Source organism: Actinoplanes sp. NPDC026670 (genome assembly GCF_040638175.1).
Classification (GTDB): Bacteria; Actinomycetota; Actinomycetes; order Mycobacteriales; family Micromonosporaceae; genus Actinoplanes.
Genome location: NZ_JBEZXU010000013.1, coordinates 189,393 through 203,349 on the forward strand (window position 1 = coordinate 189,393; position 13,957 = coordinate 203,349).

General features: G+C 65.5%; 12 protein-coding genes. 9 read left to right on the top strand and 3 right to left on the bottom strand.

Annotated elements, in window-relative coordinates; translation table 11 throughout:
- Positions 1 to 8 precede the first annotated feature (8 nt).
- Positions 9 to 1,379: a site-specific integrase gene (locus tag AB0E94_RS15600; protein WP_360326617.1), complete on the bottom strand. Its 1,371-nt coding sequence runs from the start codon at positions 1,377 to 1,379 to the stop codon at positions 9 to 11.
- Between the two features lie 521 nt (positions 1,380 to 1,900).
- On the opposite strand from AB0E94_RS15600, the gene AB0E94_RS15605 reads away from it, so the two are divergent.
- The 9 genes from AB0E94_RS15605 to AB0E94_RS15645 all read left to right on the top strand — a co-directional run bounded on the left by AB0E94_RS15605 (position 1,901) and on the right by AB0E94_RS15645 (position 11,542).
- Positions 1,901 to 3,253, top strand: coding sequence for a helix-turn-helix transcriptional regulator (locus tag AB0E94_RS15605; RefSeq protein ID WP_360326619.1), 1,353 nt, complete (start codon positions 1,901 to 1,903; stop codon positions 3,251 to 3,253).
- Positions 3,250 to 3,879 carry an HAD-IA family hydrolase gene (locus tag AB0E94_RS15610; protein WP_360326621.1) on the top strand — a complete coding sequence of 210 codons (630 nt, stop codon included), beginning with the start codon at positions 3,250 to 3,252 and terminating at the stop codon, positions 3,877 to 3,879. The genes AB0E94_RS15605 and AB0E94_RS15610 overlap by 4 nt, the downstream gene beginning before the upstream one ends.
- Positions 3,880 to 4,052: 173 nt before the next feature.
- Positions 4,053 to 4,802, top strand: coding sequence for a hypothetical protein (locus AB0E94_RS15615; RefSeq protein WP_360326622.1), 750 nt, complete (start codon positions 4,053 to 4,055; stop codon positions 4,800 to 4,802).
- 95 nt (positions 4,803 to 4,897) lie between these two features.
- The gene (locus AB0E94_RS15620) at positions 4,898 to 5,812 is read left to right on the top strand and encodes an aminoglycoside phosphotransferase (protein WP_360326624.1); all 915 of its coding nucleotides are present in this window, start codon (positions 4,898 to 4,900) and stop codon (positions 5,810 to 5,812) included.
- 71 nt (positions 5,813 to 5,883) lie between these two features.
- Positions 5,884 to 6,477, top strand: a complete 594-nt coding sequence (locus tag AB0E94_RS15625) for a class I SAM-dependent methyltransferase (RefSeq protein WP_360326626.1) — start codon at positions 5,884 to 5,886, stop codon at positions 6,475 to 6,477.
- A gap of 22 nt (positions 6,478 to 6,499) precedes the next feature.
- Complete coding sequence (locus AB0E94_RS15630; RefSeq protein WP_360326628.1) at positions 6,500 to 7,045, top strand: HAD domain-containing protein; 546 nt, start codon at positions 6,500 to 6,502, stop codon at positions 7,043 to 7,045.
- Positions 7,046 to 7,682: 637 nt separating this feature from the next.
- Complete coding sequence (locus AB0E94_RS15635; RefSeq protein ID WP_360326629.1) at positions 7,683 to 9,527, top strand: DUF6119 family protein; 1,845 nt, start codon at positions 7,683 to 7,685, stop codon at positions 9,525 to 9,527.
- Between the two features lie 416 nt (positions 9,528 to 9,943).
- Entirely contained in the window at positions 9,944 to 11,029 is a 1,086-nt protein-coding gene (locus AB0E94_RS15640) for a tyrosine-type recombinase/integrase (RefSeq protein WP_360326631.1), read from the top strand.
- Between the two features lie 360 nt (positions 11,030 to 11,389).
- Positions 11,390 to 11,542 (top strand): hypothetical protein, encoded by a 153-nt coding sequence (locus tag AB0E94_RS15645; RefSeq protein ID WP_360326633.1) that lies wholly within the window; start codon positions 11,390 to 11,392, stop codon positions 11,540 to 11,542.
- Positions 11,543 to 11,659: 117 nt separating this feature from the next.
- On the opposite strand, the gene AB0E94_RS15650 is transcribed toward AB0E94_RS15645, so the two are convergent.
- Together AB0E94_RS15650 and AB0E94_RS15655 are read right to left on the bottom strand one after the other, a co-directional pair.
- Positions 11,660 to 12,541 (bottom strand): hypothetical protein, encoded by an 882-nt coding sequence (locus AB0E94_RS15650; protein WP_360326635.1) that lies wholly within the window; start codon positions 12,539 to 12,541, stop codon positions 11,660 to 11,662.
- A 461-nt stretch (positions 12,542 to 13,002) separates the two neighbouring features.
- On the bottom strand, positions 13,003 to 13,957 hold a 955-nt coding region (locus tag AB0E94_RS15655; RefSeq protein WP_360326637.1), incomplete at its 5' end, for a hypothetical protein.

A 13,957-nucleotide genomic window follows, 5' to 3' on the forward strand; every position in this document is an offset into this window, starting at 1 on the left:
AGGACCTGTCACGTGGTGCTTTTCTGGCGGGGGCCGAGTGTGTTCAGGATGTCGGTGACGTCCGGCACGAGCTTCGGCTTGGCGATGTAGTAGGCCTTGGTCACCTCTTCGCTGGCGTGTCCGAGCTGGCGTGACGCCTCCTTGGTCTTGCCGGCATCGTCGAGGACCGTGGCTACCGTCTTGCGGAAGACGTGCAGCGTCACCCAGTCCAGCCCGGCTTGTTTGCGTACTTCGCGCCACTGCCGGCCGACGTTGTAGGGCGAGAGCCAGGTGTCGTTACGGCTTGCGAAGACAGCGTTGATGCTGTGCTGGCCACGGACCGGATGCGCTCGGTCGTTGTAGCGCCGCCACAACACGTCGACGATGAATCCCGGCAAGATCACTGTCCGGAAACCGGCGTCGGTTTTCGGGTGGTCTTGCCGCGAGAATCCCTGCCCCTTGACGAAAGTGATCGTTCCGCAGATCGTCGCGGTCGGGCAGTCGTCGTCAAGGTCGATGTCCTGCCACCGCAGAGCCAGGACTTCGCCGATGCGGGCGCCGGTGGCGAGAAGCAACTCGATGATGTCGGCGAGGTTGCCGTTGCGCCGGGGTCCGGTGGTGCGCCGATGCTGCCGTCGTTCGATGGCGGCCCGGATGAGGCTGAGTTCGTCGAGCGTGAGTGCGTTGATCGGCCGTCTGGCCCGGGGTAGCTGCCCGACCTCGCGAACGGGGTTGGCCGTGATGGCGCCGTGCCGGACGGCCATCGACAGCATCTGTTTCAAGACGACCTTGGCGTTACGTGCCTGTGACGGTTTGGCCTTGGCCAGCGTTTTGAGGAACCGATCGAGCCGACCGACCGTCAGCTCGTTGACGAGCAGTTCTCCGAACGCGGGGAGCACGGTTTGGCGCAAGCACCCGGTATAGCGGTCGACGGTCTGCCTGACGATGCGCCCTTCGAGCTGGATTTCCTCGAGCCACACGTCAGCCAGGCTGCTCACCCGTGTCGTGGCGGTCAGTTCGTGGTGGGCTCGGGCACCGAGCTTCGCGATCAGCCTGGTCTCTGCCCGCTGGCGGCTGCTTGCGTGTGCTTGCACTACACGAGCCACATCGTCGGTATCCCGGAACGTCGCCCAGGAGCGCCACTTGCCGGGCCCTTGTTCGACGTGATGGAGGGGGCCCCAACTCCCGACGGGGATGCGGGAAGCTGACGCCTGTCCCCCGGTGATCTCGGGCCGGGTCATGACGCTGCGTAGTGCGTCAGTCAGGATTGTTTGCTTCTCCTGCGGGGTCAGCGTCCGCGGGCCCTCGTCGACGATCCGGAGATCGAATCTGCCCGTTGGTGAATTGAGGACGACCTCTATGCGTAGCGCCCCGTCGCTGTGGTCGTGCGCGATCGTCACCGCTTCAGTGTGCCGTGCAGCCGAGACGCTGAGGACGGTTTGCCGAACTCGCCGACTGTCTTCGGCTCCGGCCGTACAGGCTCCCTAGAAAGGCGCGCCGACGGCCCGCAACGTCCTGGCTAACGCGCTTATCCCGGCTCCGAGTCGAGGGGCCCGCCCTCACCACACCGCCTACCTGCAGCAAGCGTCCACGATCTTTGCGTGGCTCGCACACCTCGGATGCTGCGGCGGCCGGAAGCGGATTCACCAAAGGAGATGTTCGACGCCATCCGGCCGAGTCGGTGACTGCCCGGAAGATCATCTTAGGCGGCGCGGCGGTTCGGGTTCACCCTCGACGAAGTCGCTGACATGCTCGCCGCCAGCGGCTACCGGCACATCAGCGCGGACGTCGGTGACCGTTCTTTCGAGCGCCGACGGCTGTGGGTTCGCTCTGTCGTCCGAGCGGCGTCGGCGGTTACGGTAGCGGCCTGTAGTGATGTGCATCCATATTGGTGCGGTCAAGGCCTTCGGGGTGTCCGGTGATGGAGATCGACAGGATCATTGGCAGGCGCATCGAGAAAGGCAGGAGACGCAAGGGTCTTCTGCAACACGAGCTCGGGGCCGCCGTGGGGCGCTCCGAGTCCTGGGTGAGCCAGGTGGAACGTGGTGTGACCGCGCTGGACAGCTTGTCGATGGCGGAGCGGATCGCCGGGACGCTCGGGATCGCTGTCCATCACGTCTTGGCGTTCGATGTGCGCTACCAGGCGGCGCCGGCGACAGCACCCGCCCGTGTCTCCGTGCCGGCGCCTCGTGCAACACACCCGCTGTCCACCATGCAGTCCTCCGATGCGGAAGACTCCGAGACTATGCTGCGACGCTCCTTCACCCTCGGCTCGCTGGCCGGTTTGACCGCCGCGATCGCCAGCCTGTCGCCTGATGCTCGGGCGCAGGTCAGCCGGCCGTCCGGCGGAATCGTGGACCGCGCCACGGTGCGGGAGCTCCGGTCGATCGGTGCCAGCTACCGCCGTTCCTACAAGTCGTTCCCAGCCTCCAGCCTCGTCCCCGTTGCCCACGACCAGGTCCAGTTGGTCATCTCGCTACGGCCGAAAGACCAGCCGGCTCATCTGCGGAACTCGCTGTTAGCGCACATGGCGGAGATGGCCGCGCTCGCCAGCGCGCTGCTGTCGCTCGACCTGGGCGACCCGGGCCAGGCCGACGCCTACATGGATCTCGGCTACCAGATCGCGAAGGAGATCGACAGTCAAGAACTGGCCGCGCTGATCCTGGCCGGGCGGGCCTTCCGCACCTCCTACAGCGGCGACCCCGCCGGCGGGCTGGACTACGCACTCGCGGCCGTGGACACCGCCGAGCGCGGTGCCTCGATGCGGATGCGTGCGTGGACGAACGCGGTCGCCTCCGAGATGCATGCCTACGCGGGCGATCACCACGGCTTCCGTAGCTGCCTGGAGCAGGCTCGCGTCCTGCTGTCCGGCTCGATGGACGATGATCGTTGGGGCGGAATCGCCTGGTTCGATCTGTCCAAGGCTGATGCGTACGAGGGTGGCAATCTGGTCCGGCTCGGCCGGTATGTGGAGGCCCTGCCGTCGCTTGACAAGGCGCTCGGGCAGCTGTCGCCCGAGATGCTGCGGCACCGGTGTACCGCGTACATCTCCCGGGCCGAGGCACATGCCGGGGCCCAGAACATTGAGGCCGCCTGCGACGACGGCCATGCCGCCCTGGCTCTGGTCGCCCAGGTTCAGCACCGCGAGACTCTGCGCCGCGTCATCGCACTGCACCGCGGCCTGCGCGCCCACAAGACTGTGGGAACGCGGAGCCTCGGTGAACACTTGATCGACACCCGAACCCTGCTCAAGACCACCGGGAGCACTGTGTGAGCCGTCGTGCCGGGCTGATCCTCGACTTCGGTGGGGTCCTGACCACGAGTGTGCCCGCCTGCGCGGTCGGCTTCGACCGGCGGGCCGGCCTGCCCGAGGGAACGTTTCTCTCCATCATCGCCAAACATCCCGAGGGCGCCGCTGTCTACGCGGACCTGGAACGCGGGGCGATCAGCCAGACCGAATGGAACGAACGGACCGGCGCCCTGCTCGGTATCGACGGCACCAACCTGCTGGGCCGGGTCCTTCAGGACCTGCACCCGGAGCCGTCGGTCATCGCCGCGGCCCAAGCCGCCCGTGCCGCCGGGATCAGGGTGGGTATTTTCTCCAACAGCCTCGGCACCGAGCCGCACGACGTTTATGCGGGCTACGATTTCGACCGGCTCTACGACACGGTGCTGATCTCCGAGCACTACAAGATGCGCAAACCCGACCCGGAGATCTACGCGATCATGCTGGACCTCATGGAGCTGCCCGGTGGGGCGTGCGTGTTCGTCGACGACACCACCCGCAACCTAGCACCAGCCGAGAATCTGGGCATCGCCACGATCTTGGCGAAGGAGCCCGCGGACACGATTGCGCAAATAAAAGCCCTGCTCGGCATCCCGCTCAGCTCTCACGCCTGAACCGATCCGCAGCGCGGTTGCGGGCCCGCAACCAGACTGCGGATGCGAGCGTCGCCGGGGCGGCACTGTGGTGGGCAAGGCCGCCCCGGATGTGAAAGGGAGCCCCCGATCCGGGGCGGCCGGTCAGCCGCACGGCACCCTGCCAGGGTGCCCCTCCCGGAACGGAGAACCAGGTGACCACCACTGTCGTACCCGAGACGATCACGGTCGAACTGCCCGAGGCGTTCGACCCGCGCTGGAACCGCCTGCCCGGCATCACCGTGGACGGCAAGCGCATCACCATCGACCCGACCGAGTACTTCTTCCGGTTCGAGAACAGCTCCTGGCTCGTCATCGACTGGGAGACCGTCAAATCCGAACTGCTGCACGTCAACGAGACCGAGGCCGCCGCGGTCGAGCAGATCGCTCTGGACTTCGTGAAGACCCACGGCCGTCCCACCAGCGACGCCGGTGAGGTCCTGGCCATCGCCTACCAGGTGTACTCCTACCTGTTCCGCGAGGAGCACCTGGCCACCCTGGGCCTGCCCGAGGTCACCGCCGAGCACCTGCGGATGCTGCGCGAGGCCGCGACCTTCATGGCCCTCAACAAGGTCGAGCTGGACGGGCACATCTCCAACGTCGGCCCCTGCTGGTTCTTCCCGTCGGCCACCGGCGTCGTGTTCGACCTGTCCCAGGCCGAAGGCCAGATGCTCGACGAGGTCTACCACGGCGGCTGGTTCAACGAGTACCGCCGCATCGAGGCCATCAAGGCCCACACGGCGCTCGGCGGACGCCTCGTGCACGGCTGCCAGTCCGCGCCCAACCAGTCCGGCGGTGTCGTCGCCGTCTACGGCACGTCGATGGCGAACTTCGCCGTGGAACTCGCCGGGATGAAGGACGAGTGGATCCAGCGGGTCGAGTCGCACCGCGTGACCGCCGCCTGATCCCTCACGTTGATCCACCGGTCCGGGCCGGCGGCCAACCGCTGGCCCGGATCACCTCGCCCGCCCCCAGTCCGCTCGTCGTAGGGAGCCCGCCCGTGGACAACCACCTCATTACCGCGATCCTGGCCGACATCCGCACCACCGCCGGCCTGCCCCAGCCGCAGCGCGACCCGGTACGGGTGTGGTCGCTGTCAGGCGTGGAACGGCTCACCTTCCCCGACGGCACCACCGCGATCTACAAGTACGCCCGGGAACCGTTCACCAGCGAGGACCGGGTGCTGCAGGCGGCCGGCAGCGCTGGGATCCCGGTGCCCGTGGTCGTCGGCTCACTGCTGCGCGATGACGTGCTCGGCATGGTCATCGAAGATCTCGGCGAGCCCGTGCGAGACGCGGTGGACGCTGACGGCATCCTGGCCGCCGTCCGCCTGCACGCCGCTGCACCCGCCACGACACTGCCCGTTCTCGACGGGGATGCCCTCGCCGCACTTCCCGAACTGGCCCGCGGTCACCTCATGCGGCTGCGAGATCAAGGCCGATGGGTCGCGGGCACCGACGACGTCGCCGACATGCTGGACGCCCTGGCCGAAGCCGTCGGCAAGCGTGCCGAGGGCACCACTATCGCCCCGTGGGGCTGGGTGCACTCCGAGTTCCACCCCACCAGCCTGCACATCACCGGCGGTGGTTGGCGGCTGCTCGACTTCGCCCGCGCGTTCACCGGCCCCGGCCTGCTCGACCTCGCCTCCTGGCACGGCACCATCGACGACGCCGACCCCGTCCGCCTGCGCAGCTTCATCGAGGCGTACGTGGCTGCCGGCGGCCACCCGGACGCCCTGGCCGAGCGTGGCGGGCTCACCCCGCAGGCATGGGCGCTGGGCTGGCACCGCGTCTGGGCGATCGAGTGGTTCATGGAGCAAGCGCTGCGCTGGATCAACGACTCTGCCCAAGACGAGGCATACATCGACGTCGTCCGTCGTCACCTGAAGACGGCAGTCCAGCTGCTGCAACCGTGACCTTCTGGGACGCGCACGCGGCTCTCCAGCTCGCACGAATTCCGGCGGGCAGGCGGGAGCCGCCACGAAGAATGGAGTGGACCCAGCGGCCAGGCGTCGGTCCCGGAGCCGAGATCCTCGGTGCGGACCTCACCGGCCGCCGGATGGTCGAACTCGGCTGCGGCGCCGGCCACAACACCGCCCACCTCGCCGACGCCGGCGCGACCATCGTCGGCCTCGACAGCTCGGCCGGGCAGATCCGCCGCGCCGTCGCCTACTACGGGCACACCGGAGCCCGCTTCCTGAATACCAGCGCCGCTCACCACCTTGACCAAGCTACGGAAGCCCTGGACGCCATCGTCTCCGTCTTCGGTGCGATCGGTACCACCGAGCCCACCCAGCTCCTTGCCGCGTGCTCCCGTAACCTCGCCCGCCAGGGTGTCCTCGCCTTCTGCGTGCCACACCCGCGGCGGACCGGCGCCGTCCCGCACCATCCATACACCTGTGCCCCCGTGACGCTGCCGGACGGCACCAGCCACACCGTGGAGCGCTGGGACATGGAACCCGCCGCGTGGATCCTCGCCCTGAACCGGGCCGGGCTGAGGGTCACCGCCATCCACCATCTCCACGCGCCGGCCGACACCCGATGGCCCACCACCCTGCTGATCACCGCACGCAAACCCTGACCGACTACCAGGGAGAAGACCGATGCACCAGATTCCCTACCTGCTGCTGGACATCGACGGCGTACTGATCCCGTTCCCGGCAGATGACAGGTCCACCCCCGCGACCCACACCCGCCATCAGGTCAGTCTGACCGGTTTCCCCGACCCGATCTGGGTCTGGCTCAACCACGACCACGGCCCACTGATCGCCGACGCCATCAACACCGGGCTCGTCCGGCCCGTGTGGTGTACCAGCTGGCGCATCGACGCCTCAACCCAGATCGGTCCACTGCTCGGCCTGCCCTACTTCGAGCACATCGAGCTGCCCCGCCTGCCGATCACCACCAGCCACCCCGACGGCTACCTGTGGAAACGCGACCACGTCGAGCAATGGCTGGCCGACGCCCCCGCCGTCTGGATCGATGACGACTTCAGCCCGCTCGACCACGACTGGGCCGCCGACCGTACCGCTCACCGGGCAACAACCCTACTGATAGAACCTGACCCGCACTCGGGCCTGCAGCCCGAGCACATCCAGACCGCCTTGGCATGGGCTACAAGTCTCGCCAGCAGCAAGCAAGCGGCTTGACGCGCGCCGTAGAAAGCCGACACGACTTCTTGTTCCAGCCGTCGGTGCCGAGTTGATCGGTAGAGGTAGATGCCGCCCACGGTCACGAGTGAGCGGAGGCGGTCCTTGCCGGCTGTCGCGGTTTGGCGGCGAGACGGGGCGCAGCGGCTCGGTGTGGTCAGATCTCTGCTGCGGCGGTCGTTCGGCCCCTGGCTCGTCGAGTAGCTGCCCGGCGATTGGTCGCGCTTGGAGGCACCTGCCGATACGGAACATGCAGCACCATCTGGAGCAAATGCAACGGTCTGCATGACGTCGTTGAGGTCCGGCGTTGGGGTGCGACCACTACGTTCGGCTATCTCTTCCGGTGCCCTTTCCGGCGACCGCCTCCGAGATAGAGGTGTGGTGGCAAGCTTTGATGCGGCATCTCCGCTGGCCTGCTCGTTAGTCGATGGTGGTCAGGTCGCGATAGATGGGCAGTTCTCGCGAGGGAGTACGCACAGTAGCAGTCAGCGCATTTCACTAACGCGCCCACCCAAAGCCGCTGGCACAAATGTACTAATCATAGTTAGCGCATCAGCCTGGCACGCGTTCCGTGCACTACGGCAATCACGTTACGATGAGCGACCGCGGAAAAGTGGATCGTTTGGGGTGCCGGGCGATGATTCCTCTCAGCGCGTTCCTGTTGAAACAAACGTTCGACCCGATCGGCGCCTTGACCGATGTTCCCGATGATCCGGAGCCGCAATTGGCGTACTGGAGCAACGGGAAATGGGATGCCATGTCGTGGGTCGACCGACACGATGTGAGTGCCGCCCAGGCCGGGGATATCTTCGTCGTTGCGGTCGGCCGGCCGCGGTCAGCCCCGGGCTGGCAGGATCTTCTAAGCCGGGAGGTGCCTCACCTCGTCTTCAGCGAACCGCCCATGTCTTACGGCGCTATCGCCTTCTGCGCTATCGACGACAGCATCGACAGCCAGCTGCTGCGCTGGATCGCTTGGTGTTTCGGCAGCGGTTCGCGCCTTCTGCAACGGTCGTCGCAGGATCCTCGATTCGGACTGAAGATAGCACTCAACGTCCTCGGCTCGGATGAGACGAGCAGCAATGACAACGGCAGTGTGTCCCGGCGCGCACGGCTAGGCTTCAAAGTTCGCGAGATGGGATTCAGGACAACGGCACCGTATTTCCAGTCCGCGCGCCATCGCGCGGCACGTAGCATTCCGACGGATGGATTCCGAATGGATCGGGCTAGTGACCTACTCGCATCGGTCGGCGGCCGCGCGCAGCAGACGATGCTGGCGGGGTCCGTCGCCGGAGCACGAAGTCTGCGCTTTCGCAAGAATCTGTCGTCGTTGGGCGAATTGACGGAACTCTCTGCGACCCTCGTGCGATGGTCACGCTCGACGTCGTACGTGCAGACGCTTCCATGGGTGGACAACATCCAACTGGTGGAGGACGACGACCTGCTCGCCGAGCTTCAAGAACACCTGATCGAGCAGCTGATGGCCGACCCCTTGCCGGCGACCGTCGATGCGCTGCTGCCCGACGACCTGCTCGATGTCGAAGACGAACGTGCGATCCGGTGCATCCTGTTTCCCCGAGAACGCCGTGACAACGCCAGCCGGCTCAACCTCACTATCGAGACGATCGCGAGGAGGATCTGCCGCAGCGGAGATCCGACCGCTGAACTCGCGACTGAGTTGCGGTTCCTGGACGACTACGACGAGGTGATCGGGAAGGTGCGGCTGCTCGACTGTATCTGCGCCGATCTGGTGATCGGCGACCAGCAGTATCTGGCCTACGACGGTGACTTTTACAAGGTCGACCGCACCTTCGCAGAGAGGATCGACACCGAGCTGCGGCAGTTGGAGACGTCTGCCATCGCCTTTCCCGCTTACAAGGCCGTCACCGAGCCGCAGTACATCGGCCTGATCGGTGATCAATATTCTGACCGGTTCGTGGTCCTCGACCGGGAACTGATCTACCTCGACGGTGAGACCGGCGTGGAAGCCAGCGACCTGGTAGCTGCGTCCGGCGCCCTGATCCATCTCAAACGCAAGGGCAAGTCGTCGACGTTGAGTCACTTGTTCCTGCAGGCGGCGAACAGCTGCGAGCTGCTTCGTCGCAACGTCGAAGCCCGCAGGATCTTCGCGGACCTGATCCAGCAGAAGGCGCAGACAGCGGTTCTGGCACACCAGATCGCTCAGGTGCACAACGCTCAGATGGAAGGTCGAGGGCTTGAGGTCGTCTTCGGTTTCCTCGGCGACTGGCGTGGTCGTACCATCACCAGCCTTCCGCTGTTCTCACGGATCAGTCTCGTCTACGAATCTCGTAAGGTCGCGAATCTAGGATTCAAGCCGACGGTCGCGCTCATCGGCGATCCCGGCGGCCAACCTACGCCCAGAGTTCCGACAATGAGACAACGAACGAGCACCACGGCAGCCGGCGTCCCGGCACAGACCCTGTCTGCGGCTGACAATCGTTCCGCCAGACGGGCCAGACAATAGATCAGGGCTCGGCGCCCTCACCCGGCCCATGATCTCGCCCCCCGTCCTTCATCGGCTCCCGGTGCCAAGGCATCCACCGTTCGCCCCTTCTTCGGCGCGGGACAGGGGCTCGGCGCAAGCAGCGTGTCGGCAGGCTTCAGCCGAACTTGAGTGCACATCGCCCAGCAGTATCGGACGAGTGAAGGTGATTAACCCCAACGGGTGTAACAGGCCACCGAAAGGGTGCTCGCGGCGGTAATCACATCGGTTGATGCACCCGATCGGGGTACGCGGCCCATGGGAATCCGAGAAACGCTCGGGTCATGGCACATCTACGTCCACGAGGAAGCTCGTTCTGTCTGCGGTGGCGGTTCGCGGGTCGGCAGCACTGCTGCACGTTCCGGGGTCCGTCGGACAAGAAGGCGCTTGCCGCGAAAATGTACGTCGAGGTCCGGCAGCATCAGGTCGACAGTGATCAGGTGTATACGGCCATCGACCCGGATTCGCCGAGGGCGCCGGCCCAGAAGCAGACGCCGTTGCTGCGGGACTGGATCGAGCGGTGGGTGCGGCTGAAGGTCGACGTTCGCTCTACCACTCACGCAGAATATGCGCGTTTACTGCGTTGTCGCGTCGTCCGGGATCTCGGTGATCTGCGTGTCGGTGACATCACCCGCTACGACCACTTGGATCCGTGGAAGGCGGCCCTGTCGCGGGAGTTGGCGCCGGCCAGCGTGGGTAAACACTGGCGGGTGCTGAGCATGGTGATGCGTGACGCGGTCCCGCGCTGGCGCGACGACAACCCCCTGTCCTGCCCGGCGGGACAGCACGGCAACGGGCTTCCGCGGCCGGAACCGTACGAGGCGGCATTCTTGTCAGCTGAGCAGGCTCGGATCCTGCTGGATCACTGTGGACCTCAGCTGCAGGCTCTGGTGCTGGCGGCGCTGGGTACCGGCCTGCGGCTCGGCGAGTTGCTGGGCCTACGGGCCAAGGACATCGACCTTAACCAGACACGGCCGACAGTGCGCGTGCAGCGGGTACTGCAGACCGACGGTGTTCTCGGCGTGCCGAAGACGCCGCAGTCGCGGCGTACGGTCACCCTGACGCGCTCGATGGCTCTGTTGTTCGCGTACCTGACGCAGGACAAGGCCGCCGAGGAACGTGTGTTCACGAATGCCGACGGCAAGCCGTGGAATGCCGGAAATCTACGGCAGCGGTACTGGCGGCCCGCCGTGGCCGCCGCGCAGCGCTGCGTGTTACATCCTCCGGCGGCTTCGCCGTCGGGCTGGGTCTCGGCCACGGCCGTGTCGTCGTGCCGATGCGCCACCCGCCTGCAGGCCCGGCCGCGTTTTCATGATCTGCGGCATTCCCATGTGGCGTACCTGATCGCCGCGGGCTGGGATCTCTACTTGATCCAGCTGCGGCTCGGTCACGCATCTATTCGAACGACGTTCGACACCTACGGGCACTTGCTCCCGCACGGCGAGCAGGATCAACTGGCTGCTCTGCAACGGGTGCTGCCCTGAGTCGTTACTGAGGCCGCGAACACGGCAGCCGAGTGTGCCCAGCGCGTTGAACGGCGCGGCCACTTGGCCACCGTGGCCGAGGCAAGGCGCTGGGACAGCTGTCACCCGAGATGCTGCGACACTGGTGTACTGCAAACATCTCCCGGCAGATGCACTCTCCGGAGCACACCAGGCCGAGGCAGCCAGCGACGACGGCCACGCCGCCATTACCCTGGTCGCCCAGTTCTAGCACCGCAGGACTCTGCGCCCCGTCACTGCACTGCACCCGCGGCTTGCGAGTCCACAAGACCGTTGGAACGCGTGCCTCGGTGAACAGTTGATCGACACCCGAACCCTGCTCAAGACCTCCGGGAGCGCTGTGTGAGCCGTCGTACCGGGATGCCCGAACTGTTCCTCGGCGCCTGGGTCGGGGATAAGCGGGACACCACATTGGACTTCGCGCGCGGCGAGACCGGATTGGTTCCGCGGCATCTGTTCGAAGTCGCGATCCGCGTGGCTGTGGAGCAGGGCTGAACCTTTCTCACCCGCGGTCATCAATCAGCGGCTCCGGACGTCAATCAGACGCGGCCGCGATGTGTGGGCCGGGGTTCGACGTAGGCTCGCTTCCTGGGCGAACCCGGAAGGCGGCGGTTATCTGCCCTGCAGAAGTTGACGCGCCGCCGCCAGCCGGGAAACGACCTTGTCCTGCATCACCCCAGGCCCACGCTGCGCCGCCCGGTAAGCCCGAACCCATCGTTGCAGCACAGCGACTTCAAGCTGGTGTTCCCGGCGCTCACGGTGGATCACCGCAGCCTCGTACGTATACCACGGCTCCGGCTCCCGATCGCCGCGGTCCTGCTCCGCTGCCTCAATGCACTCGTACAGCAACTCCAAGGCTGCTTCAAACCGCCCGCCCCGCTTGAGCCCACGGATTCGGTCGGCCCACTCCGTGTGGTGCCGGCCTCGCACAACGCCGACAGACACCACCGGTGCGCCGTCTCGCCAGGGCGGCCATTCCCACGTCACCGCCGGCGGAGCCAGACGCTCCAGCGCCTCGCGAAGCACCCTGCCCCGCGGGAACACGACGGCTATGCCGCGTTCCGACTCGACGACGGGTACAACGAAATGCATGTTCCGGCGAGCCAACGCCGCCACGAACGGCTTGATGTAGTGGAAGCCGGGCATCATGCAGCCGACATGACCGGCAGCCGAGACAACACCCAACAGGTCCGTGAACTGGAAGTACGGATCGTCGGGCGCCTCGTAGAGGATCCCGACCTTCCACGGCCTGGCGCTCACGTCGTAGCCGTCCGGTTTGGACCGAAACAACTGGACAATGCGGTGTTCGCTGTAGTGCTTCCCCATCAACCGAACGTCCGACACCGTCTCGGACAACGGCCCATCGAGAAGTGGCAACGCGAACAGGGACGACGTTGTCACACCCATGCGGATCGCCCTGCGCGCCTCACGCCACGCTATCGGCGGCGGCACCTTCTCTTCATAGAACTCGTAGGGCGTCTCACGTTCGTACACGACACCCCTGCGCTCGCCCGACTTCGGGCAGCGAAGTCAGGCAGGATCGATCTCGACGGCGCTGTGCAAGCCAAGAGACAGCAGACACCTATTCCAGGCATCCTAGGAACCTAACCTGAAAGTCTCGTCTGAAATCAGACCTGCTACATCAAGGCCGAGCCGCACAACCAGACCAGTAGGAACGCTTTTCCTCATAAGCTAGAATCGTTTTCGTGATCAAGGTGATCACAGGATTTATTAGCGTTCTCGATTCCTTTGAAGCTTTAGAATCACTCGGCGCGGAGCCCTTGACTGGCGACATACGGTAGGCATCAACGCTTCTGCATATGCGCTGCTCGTGGAGGGTGTTGACCCCCACACTGCCAGTGTGGTGCACGGAACCGAGCCCACACTACAAGCCGTCGACCAAATCCGAGCATACCTCCGAGCCCGACGACGCTTCAAAGGTGTCCCCTGGAGGGCTACAAAAGTCGCGCGGCGTGCTCCTCCGCTTCGGCGCGGACCTCTTCACAGAATTGGGCGTCAACATCGGCGACTTCCCCGTCGACGTACTCGCCATAAAGGATTCGGCAGCCTTTGATCGCCGACACCAGATCTTCGAGAAGGTCCGGGGCCGGCCGAAGCGGATCAAGCAGGGTCACCCGCACCGGTGTGGGTTCATCATTCTCGGCTTGGGGCTCATCAAGGTCGTCGTCAGAGTCATCGTTGTCGAGGACATGCTCCGGTTCGTCGTCTTCCCGCTGAAGCAGGACGGCCTCCAGATCGGGCACGACACCTCCAGCTACCTGCATGGCGTCACCGACAATCTCGACGATCACCGAATACACCGTGTTACTGAACTCCAGCAGGCTCAGCACCTCCATTGGCGCTTCGAGCCGGAACGCCTCGATATCGTCCGCCGCCGATAGGACACGAGCCGCGTCCAAGCGGAAGGCCCTCGCCACAACATCGACGGCGGCCTTCAACCAATGTGCAGCCGCCACCGCAGCGGCCGTCGGGTCGAAAGCCTCGAACAGCAACCGCCCATCGAGGGGATCCTCCTGCAGAACCGCATCGGCTGCCGAGACGTGCAGCGGGTTCGCACCGGCACGACTGAGGACAACAGCCTGTATCGCACGGCCGGCGACATAGCCACGCTCGGCCATCTCGACCGCCGCGATCTCGGCTTGAACGTCCTCGCGCACTGCGGCATGCAGCGCCTCATCGCTGATCGCGTGCAGGGCTCGACCGACACGATGGCTGCACTCCTGGACAGGGTCGTAGCTGCTGAGCAGCGCCCCTTCCTCGTCCGGAAGGTGCGAATTCAACAGATTCTCCACGATGTCGCCGCTTCCTGAAGAGTGACCCCGTAGGGATCCGCGAAAGTTAACCCCCTCTTCCTTGATCTTGGAAGGGGTGCTGAAGGTGGAGGACTGG

Coding starts and splice junctions, on each gene's coding strand:
- AB0E94_RS15625 (WP_360326626.1), top strand. CDS start 5,884: ATGGAGTGGACCCAGCGGCCAGGCGTCGGTCCCGGAGCCGAGATCCTC.
- AB0E94_RS15635 (WP_360326629.1), top strand. CDS start 7,683: ATGATTCCTCTCAGCGCGTTCCTGTTGAAACAAACGTTCGACCCGATC.
- AB0E94_RS15640 (WP_360326631.1), top strand. CDS start 9,944: ATGTACGTCGAGGTCCGGCAGCATCAGGTCGACAGTGATCAGGTGTAT.
- AB0E94_RS15630 (WP_360326628.1), top strand. CDS start 6,500: ATGCACCAGATTCCCTACCTGCTGCTGGACATCGACGGCGTACTGATC.
- AB0E94_RS15605 (WP_360326619.1), top strand. CDS start 1,901: ATGGAGATCGACAGGATCATTGGCAGGCGCATCGAGAAAGGCAGGAGA.